Source organism: Enterobacter sp. 01-M-02-SI-ECC, assembly GCF_047530595.1.
Taxonomy (GTDB): domain Bacteria; phylum Pseudomonadota; class Gammaproteobacteria; order Enterobacterales; family Enterobacteriaceae; genus Enterobacter; species Enterobacter cloacae_M.
Window position 1 is genome coordinate 83893 of the sequence record NZ_JBLKCZ010000006.1, and the last position, 19585, is coordinate 103477.

At 56.1% G+C, this 19585-nt stretch carries 20 protein-coding genes and 1 pseudogene; 9 read left to right on the forward strand and 12 right to left on the reverse strand.

The features are described from left to right. Positions 1–124 precede the first annotated feature (124 nt). The 3 genes from uhpT (at position 125) to nepI (ending at position 3440) form a co-directional block, all read left to right on the forward strand. Positions 125–1516 (forward strand): hexose-6-phosphate:phosphate antiporter, encoded by a 1392-nt coding sequence (gene uhpT / locus ACMWLG_RS10585; protein WP_045400423.1) that lies wholly within the window; start codon positions 125–127, stop codon positions 1514–1516. A gap of 178 nt (positions 1517–1694) precedes the next feature. After that, entirely contained in the window at positions 1695–2147 is a 453-nt protein-coding gene (locus tag ACMWLG_RS10590; protein ID WP_023309835.1) for a DUF1198 domain-containing protein, read from the forward strand. Positions 2148–2249: 102 nt separating this feature from the next. Next, a complete protein-coding gene (gene nepI / locus ACMWLG_RS10595; protein WP_045620537.1) occupies positions 2250–3440 on the forward strand; it encodes a purine ribonucleoside efflux pump NepI in 1191 nt (396 codons plus the stop codon). Between the two features lie 99 nt (positions 3441–3539). Here the strand turns inward: nepI and ACMWLG_RS10600 are convergent, their stop codons facing one another. The 6 genes and pseudogenes from ACMWLG_RS10600 to ACMWLG_RS10625 all read right to left on the reverse strand — a co-directional run bounded on the left by ACMWLG_RS10600 (position 3540) and on the right by ACMWLG_RS10625 (position 9463). Next, the gene (locus ACMWLG_RS10600; RefSeq protein ID WP_045400419.1) at positions 3540–4445 is read right to left on the reverse strand and encodes a DMT family transporter; all 906 of its coding nucleotides are present in this window, start codon (positions 4443–4445) and stop codon (positions 3540–3542) included. 148 nt (positions 4446–4593) lie between these two features. Beyond that, positions 4594–5973 (reverse strand): annotated as a pseudogene (locus tag ACMWLG_RS10605) (carbohydrate porin). A 136-nt stretch (positions 5974–6109) separates the two neighbouring features. Continuing rightward, positions 6110–6412: a PTS lactose/cellobiose transporter subunit IIA gene (locus tag ACMWLG_RS10610; RefSeq protein ID WP_029741865.1), complete on the reverse strand. Its 303-nt coding sequence runs from the start codon at positions 6410–6412 to the stop codon at positions 6110–6112. Between the two features lie 5 nt (positions 6413–6417). Further along, positions 6418–7794: a glycoside hydrolase family 1 protein gene (locus ACMWLG_RS10615; RefSeq protein WP_045400416.1), complete on the reverse strand. Its 1377-nt coding sequence runs from the start codon at positions 7792–7794 to the stop codon at positions 6418–6420. A gap of 17 nt (positions 7795–7811) precedes the next feature. Then, complete coding sequence (locus tag ACMWLG_RS10620) at positions 7812–9137, reverse strand: PTS sugar transporter subunit IIC (protein WP_023309840.1); 1326 nt, start codon at positions 9135–9137, stop codon at positions 7812–7814. A gap of 11 nt (positions 9138–9148) precedes the next feature. Next, positions 9149–9463: a PTS sugar transporter subunit IIB gene (locus ACMWLG_RS10625; protein WP_023309841.1), complete on the reverse strand. Its 315-nt coding sequence runs from the start codon at positions 9461–9463 to the stop codon at positions 9149–9151. 293 nt (positions 9464–9756) lie between these two features. On the opposite strand from ACMWLG_RS10625, the gene ACMWLG_RS10630 reads away from it, so the two are divergent. Then, positions 9757–10707: a LacI family DNA-binding transcriptional regulator gene (locus ACMWLG_RS10630; RefSeq protein WP_045354676.1), complete on the forward strand. Its 951-nt coding sequence runs from the start codon at positions 9757–9759 to the stop codon at positions 10705–10707. Between the two features lie 45 nt (positions 10708–10752). On the opposite strand, the gene ACMWLG_RS10635 is transcribed toward ACMWLG_RS10630, so the two are convergent. After that, a complete protein-coding gene (locus tag ACMWLG_RS10635) occupies positions 10753–11049 on the reverse strand; it encodes a YicS family protein (RefSeq protein ID WP_023309843.1) in 297 nt (98 codons plus the stop codon). 142 nt (positions 11050–11191) lie between these two features. Here ACMWLG_RS10635 and ACMWLG_RS10640 point away from each other — a divergent pair, with 142 nt between their 5' ends. The 5 genes from ACMWLG_RS10640 to ACMWLG_RS10660 all read left to right on the forward strand — a co-directional run bounded on the left by ACMWLG_RS10640 (position 11192) and on the right by ACMWLG_RS10660 (position 15019). Continuing rightward, positions 11192–11611 (forward strand): GNAT family N-acetyltransferase, encoded by a 420-nt coding sequence (locus ACMWLG_RS10640; RefSeq protein ID WP_045400413.1) that lies wholly within the window; start codon positions 11192–11194, stop codon positions 11609–11611. Between the two features lie 147 nt (positions 11612–11758). Next, complete coding sequence (gene nlpA, locus ACMWLG_RS10645; RefSeq protein ID WP_023309849.1) at positions 11759–12559, forward strand: lipoprotein NlpA; 801 nt, start codon at positions 11759–11761, stop codon at positions 12557–12559. Between the two features lie 122 nt (positions 12560–12681). Continuing rightward, on the forward strand, positions 12682–13461 hold the full coding sequence (locus ACMWLG_RS10650) for an MBL fold metallo-hydrolase (RefSeq protein ID WP_045400410.1): 780 nt from the start codon (positions 12682–12684) through the stop codon (positions 13459–13461). Between the two features lie 26 nt (positions 13462–13487). Further along, complete coding sequence (locus ACMWLG_RS10655; protein ID WP_045400407.1) at positions 13488–14474, forward strand: GlxA family transcriptional regulator; 987 nt, start codon at positions 13488–13490, stop codon at positions 14472–14474. Positions 14475–14689: 215 nt separating this feature from the next. Beyond that, on the forward strand, positions 14690–15019 hold the full coding sequence (locus tag ACMWLG_RS10660; protein ID WP_023309852.1) for a hypothetical protein: 330 nt from the start codon (positions 14690–14692) through the stop codon (positions 15017–15019). Here ACMWLG_RS10660 and ACMWLG_RS10665 read toward each other — a convergent pair. From ACMWLG_RS10665 to ACMWLG_RS10685, 5 genes are all read right to left on the reverse strand, one after another. After that, the gene (locus ACMWLG_RS10665) at positions 14997–15800 is read right to left on the reverse strand and encodes a DUF4225 domain-containing protein (RefSeq protein ID WP_023309853.1); all 804 of its coding nucleotides are present in this window, start codon (positions 15798–15800) and stop codon (positions 14997–14999) included. The genes ACMWLG_RS10660 and ACMWLG_RS10665 overlap by 23 nt on opposite strands. Before the next feature lie 186 nt (positions 15801–15986). Then, positions 15987–17075: an AAA family ATPase gene (locus ACMWLG_RS10670; protein ID WP_045400404.1), complete on the reverse strand. Its 1089-nt coding sequence runs from the start codon at positions 17073–17075 to the stop codon at positions 15987–15989. A gap of 146 nt (positions 17076–17221) precedes the next feature. Further along, positions 17222–18181 (reverse strand): YbgA family protein, encoded by a 960-nt coding sequence (locus tag ACMWLG_RS10675; protein WP_414762983.1) that lies wholly within the window; start codon positions 18179–18181, stop codon positions 17222–17224. Between the two features lie 102 nt (positions 18182–18283). Continuing rightward, positions 18284–18694 (reverse strand): hydroxyisourate hydrolase, encoded by a 411-nt coding sequence (uraH, locus tag ACMWLG_RS10680; protein ID WP_045400400.1) that lies wholly within the window; start codon positions 18692–18694, stop codon positions 18284–18286. A 99-nt stretch (positions 18695–18793) separates the two neighbouring features. After that, complete coding sequence (locus ACMWLG_RS10685; protein WP_029740778.1) at positions 18794–19519, reverse strand: MerR family transcriptional regulator; 726 nt, start codon at positions 19517–19519, stop codon at positions 18794–18796. Between the last annotated feature and the right edge of the window lie 66 nt (positions 19520–19585).

Here is a 19585-nt window from a genome sequence, read left to right on the forward strand (position 1 = left end):
GGCCTGAGTGGCGTAAAACTAAGAAATTTTCCCGGTTTTACCTGGACGCTGTCTCAGGCATCTCTCCTGGCTGATTTTTACAATGCCTGCCATTCGCAGGTAAAAATCAGCTCAGGAGCAAACCATGCTGGCCTTCCTCAACCAGGTGCGCAAGCCGACCCTGGATCTGCCGCTCGACGTGCGGCGCAAGATGTGGTTCAAACCGTTCATGCAATCCTATCTGGTGGTCTTCATCGGCTACCTGACCATGTACCTGATCCGCAAAAACTTTAACATCGCGCAGAACGACATGATCTCAACCTACGGGCTGAGCATGACGCAGCTGGGGATGATTGGCCTGGGTTTCTCCATCACCTACGGCGTGGGTAAAACCGTCGTTTCCTACTACGCGGACGGCAAAAACACCAAGCAGTTCCTGCCGTTTATGCTGATCCTCTCCGCCATCTGTATGCTCGGCTTCAGCGCCAGCATGGGCGCGGGCTCCGTCAGCCTGTTCATGATGATCGCCTTCTACGCCCTGAGCGGTTTCTTCCAGAGCACCGGCGGGTCGTGTAGCTACTCCACCATCACCAAATGGACCCCGCGCCGCAAGCGTGGTTCCTACCTCGGCATGTGGAACATCTCCCACAACCTCGGCGGGGCGGGTGCGGCTGGCGTGGCGCTGTTCGGCGCAAACTATCTGTTCGACGGCCACGTGATCGGCATGTTTATCTTCCCGTCGATTATCGCCCTGATTGTCGGCTTTATCGGCCTGCGCTACGGCAGCGACTCCCCGGAATCTTACGGCCTCGGCAAAGCCGAAGAGCTGTTCGGTGAGGAGATCAGCGAAGAGGACAAAGAGACCGAAGAAAACGAGATGTCCAAATGGCAGATCTTTGTTGAGTACGTGCTGAAAAACAAAGTGATCTGGCTGCTGTGCTTCTCGAACATCTTCCTGTACGTGGTGCGTATCGGCATCGACCAGTGGTCGACCGTGTATGCCTTCCAGGAGCTGAAGCTCTCTAAAGAAGTGGCGATTCAGGGCTTCACTCTGTTCGAAGTGGGCGCCCTGGTCGGCACGCTGCTGTGGGGCTGGCTTTCGGATCTTGCCAACGGCCGTCGCGCGCTGGTGGCCTGCGTCGCGCTGGCGCTGATTATCGCCACGCTCGGCGTCTACCAGCACGCCAGCAACCAGTACGTTTACCTGGCGTCCCTGTTCGCGCTCGGCTTCCTGGTGTTTGGTCCACAGCTGCTGATCGGCGTGGCGGCAGTCGGCTTCGTCCCGAAAAAAGCGATCGGCGCCGCCGATGGGATTAAAGGCACCTTCGCCTACCTGATCGGCGACAGCTTCGCCAAGCTGGGCCTGGGGATGATCGCCGACGGCACGCCGATTTTCGGCCTCACCGGCTGGGCGGGCACCTTCGCGGCGCTGGATGCGGCGGCCATCGGCTGTATCATCCTGATGGCGATGGTGGCGGTGCTGGAAGAACGTAAAATTCGCCGTGAAAATCGCGCGCAGAAATTAAAAACAGCCTGAGTGTGCAGGTAACTTCTTTGCCCGGTGTGTGATGCCGGGCTTTTTTATATTGACCCCGACGGCGTTAACTCCTCCTCTCCCAATTCTTCAACATCTTTTCCGTTCACTATTATGGTGCCACCCGCTGTCGAGGCGCTGCGTTTCCCGCTATGATGAGCGGCTATTCATAGGAGAACGCATGGTCTGGATAATGCTGGCAACGCTTGCCGTGGTTTTTGTGGTGGGATTTCGCGTCCTGACCTCAGATTCCCGCCGCGCCATCAAACGTTTAAGCGAGCGTCTGGGGATCACCCCGATGCCGGTTGAGTCGATGATCGATCAGTTCGGCAAAATGCCGGGCAATGAGTTTATCCGCTACCTTGAGCGCCCGGACGAAGCGCATCTGCAAAACGCCGCGCAGGTGCTACTGATATGGCAGGTCTGCATTGTCGACGGCAGTGAAGAGAATCTGCACACGTGGCACCGCCTGCTGCGTAAAGCCCGCCTGGCCGCGCCGATTACCGATGCGCAAATTCGTCTGGCGCTTGGCTTTATGCGCGAGATGGAGCCCGATCCGCAGGAGCTTAACGCCTTCCAGCTGCGCTATAACCAGCTCTTCCTGCCGGAAGAGGGCGTGTTTTACCTGCACTGATCCCCTCTAAAAATCACAAAAGTTGTCTAAACGTTAAATTCGTCACACTTTTGATGATAAACTGCGCGACTTTTCCGCACGTTTTTATCTTCAGGTGACGCCATGACAGAACATATCCAGCCCACGACCAGACCGCAGACCAACGAGGTTTCACGCCCCAACTGGTCGGCCGTTTTCGCCGTGGCATTCTGCGTCGCCTGCCTGATTACCGTTGAGTTTCTGCCGGTGAGCCTGCTGACGCCGATGGCGCAGGATCTGGGCATTTCCGAAGGCGTGGCGGGGCAGTCCGTTACCGTCACCGCGTTTGTGGCGATGTTCGCCAGCCTGTTTATCACCCAGGTGATTGGCACCATCGACCGCCGCAAGGTGGTCATTCTGTTCAGCGTGCTGCTGACGCTCTCTTGCCTGCTGGTCTCCTTTGCTGAAAGCTTCACCCTGCTGCTGCTGGGGCGCGCCTGTTTGGGGCTGGGGTTAGGCGGCTTCTGGGCGATGTCGGCCTCGCTCACCATGCGCCTGGTGCCCGCGCGGACGGTGCCAAAAGCACTTTCCGTTATCTTCGGTGCGGTCTCTATCGCGCTGGTGATTGCCGCGCCGCTCGGCAGCTTCCTCGGCGGGATTATCGGCTGGCGTAACGTCTTCAACGCGGCGGCGGTGATGGGCCTGCTCTGCATCATTTGGGTGTGGAAAGCGCTACCGTCCCTGCTGGGCGAAGCGGCGCACCACAAACAGAACATGTTCGCGCTGCTGAAGCGCCCCGGCGTGCTGGCGGGGATGACCGCCATCTTTATGTCCTTTGCCGGGCAGTTTGCCTTCTTTACCTACATCCGCCCGGTGTTTATGACCATGGCGGGCTTTGACGTGGACGGCCTGACGCTGGTGCTGCTGAGCTTCGGTATCGCCAGCTTTGTCGGCACCTCGCTGTCGTCTCAGTTCCTGAAACGCTCCCTGAAGGTGGCGCTGGCGGGCGCGCCGCTGGTGCTGGCGGCGAGTGCGGCGGTGCTGGTGCTGTGGGGCAGCGATAAGTGGGTGGCGTCTGCCATCGCGATTATTTGGGGCTTTGCCTTTGCGCTGGTGCCGGTGGGCTGGTCGACGTGGATCACCCGCTCGCTTGCCGATCAGGCTGAAAAAGCCGGGTCGATTCAGGTGGCGGTGATCCAGCTGGCGAACACCTGCGGCGCGGCCATTGGCGGCGTGGCGCTCGACCATCTGGGGCTGACCTCACCGCTGGTGATTTCCGGTACGCTGATGCTGCTGACCGCGCTGCTGGTGGCGGGGAAGGTTAAGGCGAAGTAGTGCTTTTCTCCCTCTCCCCATCAGGGAGAGGGGACTGCTCGGTGCTGTCTTTTCACCCTCGCCCCTTTGGGGAGAGGGCTGGGGTGAGGGGACATCAGGCTACGCCGATGTCTGAACCCGTCTTCTCGAATCCATTGAAATCAACACCACCGACGACACGATCAATAGCGTCCCCAGCCAGTCCGGCAGGGTGAACGCCACGCCCAGTAAAATCACCGACAGCAACGCGCTGCTCAGCGGCTCGGCACAGCTCAGAATGCTTGCCTTCGGCCCGCCGATCGTCTGTGCGCCTTTCAGATACAGGCTGAACGTCAGCGCCGTACCAATCACCACCAGATAGAAAAACGCCAGCAGCAGGCTGCCGTCAATCACAAAGGTCGTCCCGCGCCCGGCGTAGAACGGCGTCAATATCAATCCGGCAATCAACATACTCCAGCCGACAATTGGCAATGTGCCGTAGCGGGCGATCAGCGTTGACGGATAGGTGGTGTAAAACGCCGCGGCAAACGCCGAGGCGATACCGAAGAACAACGCGGCAGGCGAGATGGAGAGCGAGGTCGGGTCGCCGTGGGTGACCAGCAGGAACGTCCCGACAAGCGAGGTCACAATCGCGGATAAAACAAACACGCCAGGGCGCTTTTTCCGCGCCAGCGCGAACCACGCCACGATAATGGTTGGTGACAGAAACTGCAGAACGGTAGCGGTCGCGGCGTTGGATTTTTCAATCGTCAGCAGGAAGGTGAGCTGCACGGTGAGCGCGCCGACCAGCGAGAAAAACAGCAGGCTGAGGGCGTCTTTGCGATGTTTGATCACCGAGAAAATCTTGTCGCCGTGAACGAAAGAAAGCGTCAGGAGGATCACGCCGGTAAACAGCAGGCGAACCATGGTCAGGTATGGCGAAGAAATGTGGCTTTTCTCCATGATGTACTGCGCGCAAACGCCGGAACTGCCCCATAAAACGGCGGCGATCAGGACGTTTAGCATCCCTTTACGTGTGGAACCCATGTTCTCCCCTGCGATGTTGTCGTTAATTCGGTCAACAGCATAGCATGGTTGTGTGTGGCCTGATGCCCTCACCCCGGCCCTCTTCCAGGGAGAGAGGGAGCAAACACTAAAAACGGCAACTCTCGTTGCCGTTTTGCTTCTACCTTGCTTAGAACCACGCCTCCCACATCGCGCCGACGTTGAAGTCGTCGAGCGTTTCGTCTTTGGTGTTGTTCACGCGCGCGGTGCGTTCGTTATCCACTTTGCCGCCGGTCACATAGAAGCGCAGCATCGGGCGGAACTCCGGCCCCATGGCGATAGACATATTCTGCGACAGGGTCAGCTTCCAGCCCTTGTTGTCGCCGCCGTTGTCGTAGTCAACGTGCTGCCAGCCTGCTTCCAGCCAGGTGGAGTGAACGTCGTTCCACCAGTGCATCGGACGCACGATGGCGTTGTAGTTCTTGCGGTTGTCGGTCTTATCGCGGCTGTTGTCGTAGTCGTGGAAGGCGAGGATGTACTCCACCTGCGTGGCCTGGGTGAATTTGTACAGCCCTTCGAAGCTGGCGTAGACCGTGGTCAGATCCTCGGTTTTGTTGAACACGCTGTTGTCCGCGTTATCGGAGTAGCGGGCGATCACCTTATTCACGCCGCTGTCGTTGGTGTGGCTAAGCACCACGCCGCCCTGCCACGCGTTCAGACGCTCGTCGCTCTCCACCGCTTTGGAGTCAAAGCCGTAGTTAGCGTACAGCTCCATGTCGATCGGGCCGAGCTTCATGCCGTGGATTTTTGAGGTCGCGGCGTAGTTGCCTTTGTCACCCGTGCCGGAACCGCCGGTACAGGTGATGCGCGACGGGTTGGCTTCATCTTCCATCACTTCCGGGCTACAGGATTCCACCGCCGCGACGGCGGCCACGTCGAACTGCACGCCGCCGATGTCGAAGTTCTTCACCCCGGCGCCCTGGCCGTCGTGGTTCATCCAGAAGTAATCGTTGATGCCCTGCTGTGGACGCTGGTGGAAGTCACGACCGGCCCAGAAATAGGCGTTCGGGTTGGAGGCCATAATGTTGGTCACCCCCGCGTAGGCTTTTTTCAGGTTAACTTCGTCGCCCCAGTGGTCGATCATCACGTTAACGTCCCAGATGGCGCCGTTTTCACCCTTAAAGGCCTTGGAGAGCTGGAATTCCCCGCCGTTGCCTTCGTTGCCCAGACGACCAATGGCCGACGCGCCGTTGTACGAGCCGTCCACCGCGACGTATTTCTGATCGGCGGCCTGGAAGTGCGCGCCGTAGCGAGCATAGCCGGTAAATTTAATCCCGAACGGGATCGCCATATCCGGAGATTGCGCCGCGCTTTGCGGCTCGGTCACCACGTCCGCTTTTTTCGCGACCGCCGCATCCATTTTAGCCTGACGTTCGGCGAGGGCTTTATCCACCGCTTTTGCCACAATGGCGTCGATTTGCTCCTAGGTGAATTCCTGCGCGAGCACGGAAATTGGGCAAAGCGCGGCGATAACCGCCATGGTTAATGGAAGTTTTTTAATCGTATTCATGGTTATCTCAATATAGTTTAATTTTATTCAGACAATAACCATCCCGCTCCGATCTGACAGAGTATGTCGCTATCATCAGAACAAGTGGATCTCTATTTAGGGTACAGAGGTATTACAGTAATTATTTCGCCATAGACTATCTCTGATATAAATGAATAATTTCTTCGGATAATTCACGCGCTAATAAGGAATTCATTAAATGATCCTGCGCGTGCACCATAATTAACGTCATCGGCTGGCGGCCTTCGCCCGCATCCTGCTCGATCAGTTTGGTCTGCATCTTGTGCGCCTGGCGCGCGTAGCCGTCGGCTTCGCGCAGCAGGCTTTTGGCCTCGTCAATGTTGCCCTGGCGCGCCGCGTGCAGTGCTTCAAAGCACAGGCTGCGGGACTGTCCGGCATTGACGATAATTTCCATTACGGCTTCTTCTAATGCGATCATCATCATTACTCTTTATCAAAACTATTATTTAACGCGGTGGCGGCAAACCACTCTCCGCTTTTCTTAATGGTGCGTTTCTGCGTCTCTAAATCGAGCTGGATAAATCCGTAGCGATTTTTATACGCGTTGCACCACGACCAGTTATCAATAAACGTCCACATATGATAGCCAAGACAATTGCACCCTTCGCTAATACCCTTATGCAGCCAGGCTAAATGTTCGGAAATAAACTCGATGCGGTATTGATCGTTAATCTGGCCGTTTTCAATAAAGCGCTGCTCGTTTTCGACGCCCATGCCGTTTTCAGAAATAAAGCAGCGAGGGTTGCCGTAATTGTCGCGCAGGTTGACCAGAATATCGTAAATACCCGGCTCGTAGATTTCCCAGCCGCGGTACGGGTTCATCTTGCGGCCCGGCATCTCGTAGCTATCAAAGAACCACTCCGGCATAAACGGCGCCTGCGGGTTCACCGCGCTGTCGCGACACTTCACGCGACGCGGCTGATAGTAGTTCACGCCAAGCAGGTCGATTTTCCCTTCCGCAATCAGGAAACCGTCTTCCGGTTTACAGGCGGGTAATTGATCGCAGGATTTCAGCAGCGCGACCAGGTCCGCCGGGTATTCCCCTCGCAGGACCGGGTCAAGGAAGCTGCGGTTAAACATCAGGTCCGCGATGTGCGCCGCCTTCACGTCCGCCGGGTTCTGCGAGCGCGGGTACGACGGCGTCAGGTTCAGCACGATGCCAATCTCCCCCGCGTAATGCCCGGCGCGGTAGGCCTGCACCGCTTTCGCATGGGCCAGCACGGTGTGATACGCCACGGTTGCCGCCCGACGAAAATCCACCACGTTGGGGTAGTGGAAGTCGTACAGATAACCGCCTTCCACCGGCACGATCGGCTCGTTGAAGGTAAACCAGTGCAGCACGCGATCGCCGAACAGCTCAAAGCAAATCTGCGCATAGCGGGCGTAGGCGTCCACCACGTCGCGGTTTTCCCAGCCGCCGATCTCCTGCATCGCCATCGGCATGTCGAAATGGAACAGGGTCATAAACGGCGTGATGCCCTGTTCATTCAGCTCATCAATGACCTGATTGTAAAAATCGACCGCTTCCGGGTTCACTTCACCGATACCGTCGGGGATCAGGCGCGCCCAGCTAATCGAGGTGCGAAAGCTGTTGTGGTTCAGCTGCTTTAACAGCTGAATGTCCGTTTTCCAGTGCTGATAGAACGTGGAGGTCTGCTGCGGCCCCACGCCGTTGTGAAAACGGTTCGGCTCGCGGGCAAACCAGTAATCCCATGTGGTTTCGCCCTCTCTTGCCCCTTCGGTCTGGAGAGCGGAGCTTGCGCTGCCCCACCAGAAGTTATCGGGAAATGCGTATTTCATGACTCTTCCTCTTTGACTTAATTGCTGGCGGTCTCGGCGGCGCCGACGGTTGCCTGGGCCTTCTGCTCTTCATTTTTGATGAGCGTACGCTCATAGGCGCGCAGGAACGGCAGGTACATCAGCGCGGACATCACCATACAGACCAGGCACATCACCACCGGGCTCAGCGCCCAGTTTGCCGCCCATGAGGCGCCAATCGGTGCAGGGGTGGTCCACGGGGTTAACGACACAACCTGCGCCAGCCAGCCGAGTTTGGTGGCCGCGTACGCCAGGCAGGCGTTAACCAGCGGAACGAACACGAACGGGATAAACAGCATCGGGTTCATGATGATCGGCGCGCCGAACAGGATCGGTTCGTTGATGTTGAAGAAGCTCGGCACCACGCCCATTTTGCCGATGGTGCGAAGGTGGGTAACGCGGCTGCGCAGCAGCAGGAACGCCAGCGGCAGGGTGGAGCCTACGCCGCCAATCAGCAGGTAGTGATCCCAGAAGCCCTGAAGATAAACGTGCGGCAGCGCCGCGCCGGCCGCCAGCGCCGCCTGGTTTGCGGAGAGGTTCGCCATCCAGAACGGGTTCATGATGCCGGTGACGATCAGCGAGCCGTGAATACCGGCGAACCAGAAGATCTGGCACAGCAGTACGGAGAGCAGAATCGCGGGCAGGGAGTCAGACGCGGACACCAGCGGCTCCAGCAGATGCATGATCGCCTGCGGGATGATCATTCCGGTCTGCGCTTCGATGAACAGGTTCAGCGGGTGCAGCGTACCGATCACCACCATCACCGGGATCAGGATCTCAAACGAGCGCGCCACACCGGTTGGGACTTCCTTCGGCAGGCGAATGGTCACGTTGTTCTGCTTCAGCCACGCGTAGACGCGGGTGGCGTAAATGGCGGTGATCAGCGCGGTGAAGATGCCCTGGCCGGAGAGATACTGGGTCGAGATCTTGCCGTCGGCATACGGCGCGGCGACCAGCAGGAAGGCCATAAAGGCCAGCAGGCCGGACATCACCGGGTCGAGGTTGAACTGACGCCCCAGGCTCGCGCCAATCCCCACCGAGATGAAGAAGGTCATCACGCCCATGCTGAGGTTAAACGGCAGCATCAGCTGCTCGCGATAGGTCTGGGAGAAATCCAGCCAGCCGCGGGCGAAGCTGTTAGTGGTATCCGCCGAGAACGGCGGGAAGATGAACACCAGCATAAACGAGCCGATGATCATAAACGGCAGCGCGGCGGTAAAGCCGTCGCGGATGGCAATCACATACTTTTGCTGACCCAGCTTCGCGGCCAGCGGGGTAATTGACTGCTCAATCACCGCGACCATGGATTGATATAACGAACTCATGTGAACACCTTTTAGTGTGCCGCTTCGATGAGCGACAGAGCATAGTCCAGTACTTTATCGCCACGCTGCATACCGTAGTCCATCATATCGATGGGCTGCACCGGAATGCCTTTCGTAGCCGCCTTGTCTGAGAGTGTCTGTAACATGTATTTCACTTGCGGTCCGAGAAGGACAACCTGGTATTGTGGAAACTGCGTATCAAATTCGGAAACACCGTACGCATCAATCTTCACCGGCAAACCACGTTCTTTCGCGACATCGATCATTTTGCTGACCAGCAGGCTGGTGGACATCCCGGCAGAGCAGCACAGCATAATTTTGAACATCGACAACCATCCTCTAAATGTAAAAAGTTATTGCGAGGATGATTGGACATTATACGGAAACCGGTTTCCATTCATAAAAGACAGAAGTGTGATACCCATCAATATCCCTTACTTATGAGGCTAATTAACCGGATGTGCATCACATAATTTGGCTGTTTTGACATCATTTTGAGTGGAAACGGAAAATCGGTTTCCATGGAAAACGGAAACGGATATACTCCGTTCTGGCTATAATGTGAGCCGAAGCGGTCATGGAATTTGCAGGCGCGAGGTAAGCCTGCCAGGGGAAAGAGATGTCGACAATCAATGATGTATCACGTCTTGCCGGGGTGTCTAAAGCCACGGTATCGCGAGTGTTGAGCGGGTCGCGTGGCGTTAAGGAAGCCAGCCGTCAGGCCGTATTAAAAGCGGTGGATGAGCTGAATTACCGGCCTAACGTGATTGCCCAGTCGCTGCTGAGCCAGTCGACGGGCTGTATCGGGGTGATTTGCGCGCAGGAAAACATTAACCAGACCACCGGTTATCTCTACGCGCTGGAAAAACAGCTCAGCCAGCATCAAAAACATCTCCTGCTGCGCTTCGCGCACAGCAAAGCGGAAGTGATGCACGCCCTTGAAGAACTCTCCTGCGGGCTTTGCGATGACATCCTGGTGATTGGCGCCCGTTTCCCGCTGGACGTGGATATGGACAACGTCATTCTGGTGGACTGTATGGAGACTGATAATTCCAACAGCATCCAGTTCGATCATGCCTTTGCCGCCGAGACCGCCTGTAACTACCTCACCAGCCAGGGGCGTCGCCAGATTGCGCTGATCCATCCGCACGGCAGCGGTTTTGCCGATCAGGTGCTGCTCGGCTACAAGCACGCGCTGGAGAAAAATTTCCTGCCCTTTAATCGCAGCCTGGTCTTTATGGACGCGACCTCCTCGTCCGTTGCGCTACAGGAGCTGCTTAATAACGCCAGTACTCTGAACTTCAACGCGCTGCTGGTGGCGGATGAGCAGGAAGCCCAGCGGGTGATCCCGCAGCTGCAGGCGTTTAACAAATCGGTGCCGGACGACATCATGGTCTTCAGCCTGGCCGGATCGCTGCACCTGCCGGGTATTCCGGTGATCCCGGCGATTGAATATTCCATGGACGCGATGGCGGCGCGGATTGTGAGCTGGCTGACGGAGAAAACGCAGATGCTCGGGTCCTATGTTCTGCGCGGGGATTTGATTATTCCGGACATGCGGAAGCGTTAAAAATGTTTTCCAGGCCGGGTAAGCGCAGCGCCACCCGGCGGGAACTCAATAATCTTCCATACAATCCACTTGGCCAATCGCCCCCCAGTAGGCATCCAGGTTGTCGCGCTTAACGGCGGTGATGGCATTTTTGATCAGCAGCTGATTGGCCTCGGACGACAAAATCATCTCCTGCCAGGCTTTATCGCTCTGCTTTTTCTGTGGCGTACAGGTTTTCTTAATATCTTTAAGGACCTGCTGCTTTATTTGCGCCTCTTTCGCGGGGTCATCCTTTTCCTGAGCATGGACAAACGCGGCGAAGAGCAGACAAACCAGCAGGCAGACCAGGTGCGCAGCTTTCATCACAACCCCCTTTTAGAAGTCACATGCTTCCCATGAAATATATCGTTACATTCAGTGTAGCGACGCCAGCCGAAAGTATGAATTTTCTCCAGGAGATCTGTGTGAGATAGTGAAGCGGCACAGATAACAAGGAGATAAAAATATGCAGCTGAGCATTACTCGTGCGGTTACGGCGCAGGAAAAAGAAGAGTTACTCACGGGCCTGAGAGCCTACAATGCGCAGTTTCTGGATCTATCCACCTTCAGCGGGGATATTGGCGTTTACGTGCGGGATGATAAAGGCGTCATGCTCGGCGGGCTAATTGGGGTGCGTAAAGGCGACTGGCTGAATATCGACTTTCTCTGGGTGAGCGATGCCGTGCGCGGATCCGGCGTGGGCAGTCAGCTTATCAAAGCGGCCGAAGAGGAAGCCAGACGCAAAGGCTGCAAACACGCGCTGGTCGATACCGCCAGCTTCCAGGCGCGTCCGTTCTATGAAAAACAGGGGTACCAGTTGCAGATGTCTTTGCAGGATTATCCGTACCCGGGCATGCAGCGACATTACCTGGCGAAAGCGCTTTAAGCTCGGAATCTGTTGGCCGGGTAAGCGCAGCGCCACCCGGCAATACCCGCATATAACTTATCCTTCTTATTGATTCTTTTTCGGTTTTTATTTCACCGCCTCGTTGTCGATATAGTCACTACAACATTTAGCAAAAGGAACTGTCTTGTGAAACGTCGATTGGGTGCTCTGGTACTTGCTGGCCTGCTGCTGGCAGGGTGCGATCAAAGTGGCAGCGATGCCAAACACATTAAAGTGGGCGTCATCAACGGCGCTGAACAGGACGTAGCGGAAGTTGCCAAAAAGGTGGCAAAAGAGAAATATGGCCTGGACGTGGAGCTGGTGGGCTTCAGCGGCTCGCTGTTGCCTAACGATGCCACCAACCAAGGGGAACTGGATGCTAACGTCTTCCAGCATCGCCCGTTCCTCGCTGAGGATAACAAGGCGCATAACTACAAGCTGGTGGCCGTGGCGAACACCTTTGTTTTTCCGATGGCCGGCTATTCCCGCAAAATCAAATCCGTCTCTGACCTGAAGGACGGGGCGACCATTGCCATTCCAAACGACCCGACCAACCTTGGCCGCGCGCTGTTGCTGCTGCAAAAGGAGAAGCTCATTACCCTGAAGCCGGACACCGGGCTGCTGCCGACGGCGCTGGATATTACCGCCAACCCTAAACAGCTGAAAATTATGGAGCTGGAAGGGGCACAGCTGCCGCGCGTGCTGGACGACCCGAAAGTGGATGTCGCCATCATCAGCACTACCTATATTCAGCAAACAGGGCTGTCGCCGGTGCATGACAGCGTCTTTATTGAGGATAAAAACTCGCCGTACGTGAACATTGTGGTGACGCGCGAAGACAACAAAGACGCGGAGAACGTGAAGGAATTTATCCAGTCGTATCAATCGCCTGAGGTAGCGAAAGCGGCGGAGACGATCTTTAACGGCGGGGCGGTGCCGGGCTGGTAAACGATCTGACGGAAAACGGGTTGCTTAACTTGGCCCGATTCCATCGGTAATCGCCCTTTAACCCACAGCGTCAATTGTGACGGCTGGCTATCCTCCTTATCACACCAACCGGAGGATAGCCCATGAACATTACCCATATTCGCAACGCCACCCAGCTGATTACCTACGCCGGAAAACGTCTTTTAATCGACCCGATGCTGGCCCCGAAGGGGGCTTATCCGGGCTTTCCCGGTACGGCGTATGCCGAACGCCGTAACCCGACTGTCGAACTCCCCGTTGACGTCAACACGCTGCTGGATGCTGACGCGGTGATCGTCACCCATACCCATGACGATCACTGGGATCGCGCCGCGGCGGAGCTGATCGCCAAAGACAAACCGATCTACGTGCAAAACGATCGTGACGCCGCGCTGCTGCGAAGCCAGGGATTCAGCAACCTGACGGTCATGACCGACGCGACCTTCTTCGGCGATATTCAGATTACGAAAACCCACGGCGGGCAGCACGGCACCGATCGCGCTTACGCCGTGCCGGAGCTGGCGGAGCGGCTGGGTGAGGCCTGCGGCGTGGTGCTGCGTCATCCCGATGAGAAGACGCTTTATCTTGCCGGGGATACCATCTGGCGTGACGAAGTGGCGGCCGACCTGCAAAAGCACCAGCCGGACGTGGTGGTGCTGAACGCGGGCTATGCCCACGTCATTGGTTTTGGGCCCATTATTATGGGGCAGGAGGATGTGCTCAACGTTCATTTCCTGCTGCCGCAGGCAAACATTGTGGCGATCCATATGGAGGCGATTAACCACTGCCTGTTGACCCGCAGCGCGCTGCGTGAGTACGTTGAAGCCAATCAGGTGAGTGACGCGGTGAGCATTCCCAAGGATGGCGAAACCGTTATATTCTGAGTGCGTTAAAGGGAAAGGAGAGACAGATGTCGCTAATCAACGTCGCGATTGTCGCGGTAGACGGGTTCAGCCCGTTCCACTACTCCGTTCCCTGCATTCTGTTTGGCGATTCGGTCTCCGGCGAAAAGCGCTTTAACGTGACGATCTGCGCCGAAACGCCGGGTTTTCTCACCTCAAAAGACGGATTTGCCCTCAACGCCACGCAGGATTACACTGCCATTGGCCAGGCCGATATTGTTGTCGTTCCCTACTGGCAGCACGTCCTTGAACGACCGCCCCAGACGCTGCTCGACAGCCTGGTGCAGGCGAGAGACAACGGCGCGGAAATCGTCGGGCTGTGTCTGGGGTCGTTTGTGCTGGCCTGGGCGGGGCTCCTCGACGGCAAACGTGCGGCCACCCACTGGGAGTTCGAGCATCAGTTCCAGTCGCTTTTCCCGTACGTTCAGCTGGATATTAATGCCCTTTACGTGGATGACGGCAATATCATCACCTCTGCTGGAACGGCGGCTGCGCTGGACTGCTGCCTGTATATCATTCGCCAGCGCTTTGGCAGCGTGGTTGCCAACCAGATTGCCCGCCGGATGATTGTACCGCCCCACCGCGAGGGCGGTCAGGCGCAGTTCATCGCCCAGCCGGTTCCGAATGATACCCGTGACGCACGCATTAACTGCCTGATCGATTACCTGCAGCAGCACATCACCGAACCGCATAGCCTGGACTCGCTGGCAGAGGTGGTTTCGATGAGCCGCCGCACCCTGACCCGCCATTTTATTAAAGCCACGGGGATGAGCGTTGCCGACTGGCTTACCGCCGAACGCCTACGGCGCAGCCAGCTCCTGCTTGAAGCCGGAAATATGCCGATTGAGCGCGTGGCCGAGCTGGTAGGATTTAATTCCGCCGTCACCTGGCGACAGCAGTTTAAGGCGCGTTTTGGGGTGAGCCCGGCGGAGTGGCGAAAGACGTTTCGCATTCAGCCGTCTTCAGAAAATGATAATTCTGTTGCGCTGGAGTGAAAAGCCGTAGGCGGCATCTATTTGTTGAGGTTACAAACGTCCCTGACGAGCGCGTCTTAAATCCCGTAATCTTTTGTTTTTTTACTTTAGCCGCCAGTGTCTTTTTAGCGTGATCCTGATTTTTGCTGTTTAATGCTGATGCATCAGAATGGTTACAAGACGCCTCTCTTCCGGTTAAGATATTCCACGTTACTTTCCAGAGAAAAGGTAGTGGCATGAACAATATTGAAACGCAGTTACTAGAATCAGGTTTCACCGTAAAAGAATTAGCGTATCTGAACCGGAACATTAGCCGTTATGGTTCATCCTTGCTCGAGGTAGTACTTGAGTTAGGTAAGCGATTTATCATGGTTCTGTTTCTTACTGCGGTTGTGGCTTTGATTTTTCTGGCGCTTCTTTTTTTCGCTGAGCATTACAATATTGTTTCCGGAGGCATTTCTCTTTTCATCGTGTTGGTGATTGTCTGGTTTTTTCAACCCCCGGTCATTACCTACAAAGCCTGGCGCTACAGAAAGAAATACATTAGTTCTGGCCAGACGCATTAGAAATTAAATCAAACGAGACTTTTGCAGACACACCCCAGCCGACAATTTTCATAGTGAGCGCTGCGCGATTCATTCCGTCGACCTTGCGGTAGAAATCCAGCGGGAGATAGCGAAACAGACGCCATGATTCGGGTTTTCGGATGGCGCCAAATACCGTATAGACGCTTGCGGCCAGGCTTACGCTGTTAAATACTCCCAGTGCTGATTCACGTTTAAATCCCATAAACTGAGCGATATCCATGACGCCATCTGCCAGCATTCCTTCGGAATTTGGTTGATGTTGAAGCGTTCTGTTAATTTCTTTTGAAATGGCATTTGCACCATCCATAACCAGAATCGCTCCTGCAAGCGCACCCACTGGGTTCATTGTCATCATTGCACCTACACCTGCAACAATCTGTAATCCTGAAAGCACCACCTTAATCGACGAGATAACATAACCGACGACTTTGTTATTTTCTTTAACCAGTTCAATTTGAGCAAAAAGCTGAGCTGTACGTGAGCGAAGCATTCTGCTTTGATCAAGAAGACTTTCGTTCTCTGTCCGGATGTTTTTCAGGCATTCCATGCACTCCTCATGACTTCTGGCCGCCCGGGTAGCGCTAAATTGTTGCATCACAAACTGCCGAATATCATCCATAAACTTAATCCGTGCGAGTCCGTCGCTGAGATGTTGCCCTCCGACAATATTCGCAGTATTGATAAGCTTCCGGGCTTCAAGATTTATCATTGTTTCAGCCCATGCTCGGGCGTTTTGACCAGGGAAAAGTGCAATATCCATTTAAATTTTCTCATCTGATAACCAATATTTACAGATTATCCTTCCAGCAGAAACTGGCAACAATAAATTGGGGCATGTATCGCGAGCCAGCAAGCGCCAAAGGCATATCCCGGCGAAAATCATTTTCGTCGTTGGTGGCTACCGAAAGAATAGTCATTGAAGGCAGGGAAAGTGAGATATAAAGAACTACCCCAGCCTCTCCACCCTTGTCTCCCCCTCCACCATCGACAGCTGATACAGCGAGAACGACCTCTGCTTCTCAATCAACTGCGCCAGCTCCGGCGAGTGGCTGGTGAGCCAGATCTGCGAGTAGCGGCTGGCCTCGGCGATTAAGCTCGCCAGGGCGGGCAGCATCTGCGGGTGCAGGCTGTTTTCCGGTTCGTTCAACGCGATAAACGCCGGTGGGCGCGGGCTTAACAGCGCTACCGCCAGGCACAGAAAGCGCAGAGTGCCGTCGGAGAACTCCGCCGGTTCCAGCGGCCTGCTCAGCCCCTCGCGCTGCATCATCATGCGAAAACGTCCGCCGGTGTTGTCGCTGTAAAACACGCAGCCGGGGAAGGCCTGGTCAAGGATGCGCATCAGCAGCAGCTCGTCGCCGATCTCGACGATGGTCTGAAACGCGGCCGCCAGGTTGGCGCCGTCGCTGGCCAGCACCGGGGAGCGGAAGCCGACCTGCGGGGCGCGCATCGCCGAGCCAATTGATACAGAAAACTCATGATAAAAGCGCCAGTTACGCAGGGACTCACGCATCTGCGACACTTCCGGATAAAGATGCGGTTCGCCGAGCTGTCCGAACACCGATTCGTTCTCGTACAGCGTGCCGCTGTGGGTCACTTTCTCGTGATGCACGTTGTTGAGAAACACCGCCTGGTTCTTACGCTTCATCAGCTGTGACGAAGGCCGACGGTGCTGGCCGCTCAGCCAGATGGACTCCTCTTTGATCACCGGATCGAGCTGAAACTGCGAGGGATAGGGCAGCTTCTCCACAAACCCGACCTGCAGCTCGTATTCGTAGGACTCTGTTTCCACGGCCAGATTCATCCGCCGCAGCGGGTCGCTGCGGGTTTTGCCTGCCCAGAACACCTTCAGAATGCCGCCCTCGTTCGCCAGCGCCTGGGAAAACTGCCCCTGGGCGGCGCTGTGCATCAGGTGTATCGCCTTGTAAATATTGGATTTCCCGGTGCCGTTCGGCCCGAAGACGATGTTGAGCTGCTCCAGCTCCAGCGACATGTCGCGGATGGAGCGGTAGTTTTGAATGTGCAGGGTGTTGATCACAGGCAGGCCCCTTTCGCAGAATAAGCCTGTATATAATCACAGTCTTTGAGGTTAAATGCAAAAAAAGAGACGACAGTGAGGATGTCGTCTAAACGGGGTACTGCTTTGGGCCTCTATGGGTCAATGGGGCCTTCGCATTTTTATGATCACTTGACTGCCAGACGCAGACCCAAATCATCAGGATAGGGATCAAAGTAGTTTTGCGTCATCAGATACCGGTCGGGGTATTCGGCCAGGTAGTGCTTCAGCAGCGTGATCGGGGCGAGAATAGGCAACTGTCCGTTGCGATAGTGCAGGATCACGTCGCGCAGCTCGCCGCGCTGGCGGGTGTTCAGCTGGTTACGGAAATACCCCTGGATATGCATCAGCACGTTGGTGTGATTCTTCCGCGAGGCGGGTTTTTTCAGGATGGTCATCAGCTTTTCCCGGTACGCCACGAAGAAGGCGTCCAGGTCTTCCCACTCGTGCAGCGAGGCAACGAACGGGCCGATTTCGCGGTAGCCCGCCTGATGGTGCGCCAGCAGCTGCAATTTATAGCGGCTGTGGAAATCCAGCAGCCCACGTCGCGTGAGACCTTTATCGCGCAGCGTGTTTAGCTCGTGCAGGGCAAATACCCGCTCGATAAAGTTTTCCCGCAGCACCGGGTCGTGCAGCCGACCGTCTTCCTCGACGGGCAGCCACGGGTAGGTTTCAAGAAGGGCGGCGGTGAACAGCCCGACGCCCTCCTTGCGGCCCCGGTTGCCGTTTTCATCGTACAGCCGCACGCGTTCCAGGCCGCAGCTTGGGGATTTTGCACAGACGATAAATCCCGACAGATCGCCGATTTTTGGCAGATAGTCCGCCGTAAACTCGGCCATTTTCTGCGTGAGGTCATCATGAGGCGGCTTGCTGAAACGGAGCTGCGTTTCGCCGCTGTCCGTCAGCGTCAGGCGTATGGCCGGGCGAGGCGTCGGCAGACCGATAGCCATTTCCGGGCAGACGGGCCTGAAATTCACCCAATGGGCCAGCTCATCCATGACGAAGCCCATACGCTTGTGTCCGCCGTCAAAGCGAACGGCGGATCCGGTCAAACATCCGCTAATACCGAGCACAGGTTTCGTTGTCATGGTGTAGTCCTCCCGTTCATATAATTAAAACTTACACAGCATGACTAATTTGTCCAAGTATTAGCGGAACTATTTTTTTTATTCCTTTAAAATCAACGCGTCTTAACTACCCTTGTAGGTCGAGTAACCGTACTGGCTCAGCAGAAGCGGGATGTGCAGCTTCTCGTTGGTGCGGGTCACGGTAAACAGCACCGGGATCTCCGGGAAGAAGGAGTCCAGCTTTTTGCCGTGGAAGTACTCTGCGGTTTTGAAGGTCACTTTATACACGCCAGGCTGCATGTCCTGATCCTGCGGATAGAGCGATTTGATGCGGCCGTCGTGGTCGGTTTTGCCGTTGGCAATCGGGGTCCATTTGTTCTGCTGCTGTTTCTCCAGCGTAACGGTCACGTCCGATGGCGGCATCCCGGTTTGCTGGTCGAGAATGTGGACGCTAAGCGTGCCGGCAGGGGCGCTAAAGGCAGCAGGGGCAAAGGCCATCGAGGCCAGGATCAGCAGAGGGGCAGTTTTTTTCATGGTGTTTTCCTGTGGAGTTATTCGTTACAGGAAAACGTTAGCATCTGCGACGTGGGAAAATATTCAACTTTTCGTGAAGATTCCCGCAGGAGAAAATTATCAGAGGATAATCACTTCAAGCGATACCTGCTGCTGCCACTGCTCCACCTGTTTTTTCCGCCCGGCGGTGAGTTTGCCGCTGGTGACCAGAAGCCATTTGCGCTCCGGGAAAATTTCCGGTGCCAGCGCGTCAGGCGGAACCGGCAGGATGTCGATTCGGTGGCCCTGTCCCGTGCGCGTTAAGGCTTCGAGCCAGATCTCGCACGGGTCGTTCAGGTGCCAGCCGCTGAGCAGAATGTTATCGCCCGGCGCTTTTTTATCGCCTTCGAGGCAAAACGAGGTGTAGGCGATGATGATGCCGTCGAGGATCGCACGCAGGGTCATGGCGGCGGCGACGTTGGCCGAGACCTGGCTGCGCAGCGGGCGCAGCACGTTCGCGACCAGCTCCGGCCTGGGGTATTCGCGTCCGGCGTCGTAAATCATCTGGCGCAGGGACTCGACCTTGCCGTCCTGCAGGCGTTGCAGCATGTTCTGCTGCAGGGTTTGCCAGTTGTTGGTCCGACCCGGCGTCGGGCGCTCCAGCAGAGGTTTGACCTGGCCGATCGGGACGCCTTTTTTGACCCAGTCGAGAATTTTTAGCGCCTGCTGGACGTCCTCGTCGCTGTACTGGCGGTGGCCGCCTTCCGTGCGCTGTGGCTTGAGTAAACCATAGCGACGCTGCCACGCCCGCAGGGTGGTGGCGGTGATGCCGCTGAGTCTGGCGAATTCGCCGATGGAGTAAGCCATGTCCGTGTCCAGAGTGGAGGAATACTCTCAATATACTACGAATTTTCCCGAAGGGGATGAAGCGCC

Coding starts and splice junctions, on each gene's coding strand:
- uhpT (WP_045400423.1), top strand. CDS start 125: ATGCTGGCCTTCCTCAACCAGGTGCGCAAGCCGACCCTGGATCTGCCG.
- ACMWLG_RS10590 (WP_023309835.1), top strand. CDS start 1,695: ATGGTCTGGATAATGCTGGCAACGCTTGCCGTGGTTTTTGTGGTGGGA.
- nepI (WP_045620537.1), top strand. CDS start 2,250: ATGACAGAACATATCCAGCCCACGACCAGACCGCAGACCAACGAGGTT.
- ACMWLG_RS10600 (WP_045400419.1), bottom strand. CDS start 4,445: ATGGGTTCCACACGTAAAGGGATGCTAAACGTCCTGATCGCCGCCGTT.
- ACMWLG_RS10610 (WP_029741865.1), bottom strand. CDS start 6,412: ATGATCGCATTAGAAGAAGCCGTAATGGAAATTATCGTCAATGCCGGA.
- ACMWLG_RS10615 (WP_045400416.1), bottom strand. CDS start 7,794: ATGAAATACGCATTTCCCGATAACTTCTGGTGGGGCAGCGCAAGCTCC.
- ACMWLG_RS10620 (WP_023309840.1), bottom strand. CDS start 9,137: ATGAGTTCGTTATATCAATCCATGGTCGCGGTGATTGAGCAGTCAATT.
- ACMWLG_RS10625 (WP_023309841.1), bottom strand. CDS start 9,463: ATGTTCAAAATTATGCTGTGCTGCTCTGCCGGGATGTCCACCAGCCTG.
- ACMWLG_RS10630 (WP_045354676.1), top strand. CDS start 9,757: ATGTCGACAATCAATGATGTATCACGTCTTGCCGGGGTGTCTAAAGCC.
- ACMWLG_RS10635 (WP_023309843.1), bottom strand. CDS start 11,049: ATGAAAGCTGCGCACCTGGTCTGCCTGCTGGTTTGTCTGCTCTTCGCC.
- ACMWLG_RS10640 (WP_045400413.1), top strand. CDS start 11,192: ATGCAGCTGAGCATTACTCGTGCGGTTACGGCGCAGGAAAAAGAAGAG.
- ACMWLG_RS10650 (WP_045400410.1), top strand. CDS start 12,682: ATGAACATTACCCATATTCGCAACGCCACCCAGCTGATTACCTACGCC.
- ACMWLG_RS10655 (WP_045400407.1), top strand. CDS start 13,488: ATGTCGCTAATCAACGTCGCGATTGTCGCGGTAGACGGGTTCAGCCCG.
- ACMWLG_RS10660 (WP_023309852.1), top strand. CDS start 14,690: ATGAACAATATTGAAACGCAGTTACTAGAATCAGGTTTCACCGTAAAA.
- ACMWLG_RS10665 (WP_023309853.1), bottom strand. CDS start 15,800: ATGGATATTGCACTTTTCCCTGGTCAAAACGCCCGAGCATGGGCTGAA.
- ACMWLG_RS10675 (WP_414762983.1), bottom strand. CDS start 18,181: ATGACAACGAAACCTGTGCTCGGTATTAGCGGATGTTTGACCGGATCC.
- uraH (WP_045400400.1), bottom strand. CDS start 18,694: ATGAAAAAAACTGCCCCTCTGCTGATCCTGGCCTCGATGGCCTTTGCC.
- ACMWLG_RS10685 (WP_029740778.1), bottom strand. CDS start 19,519: ATGGCTTACTCCATCGGCGAATTCGCCAGACTCAGCGGCATCACCGCC.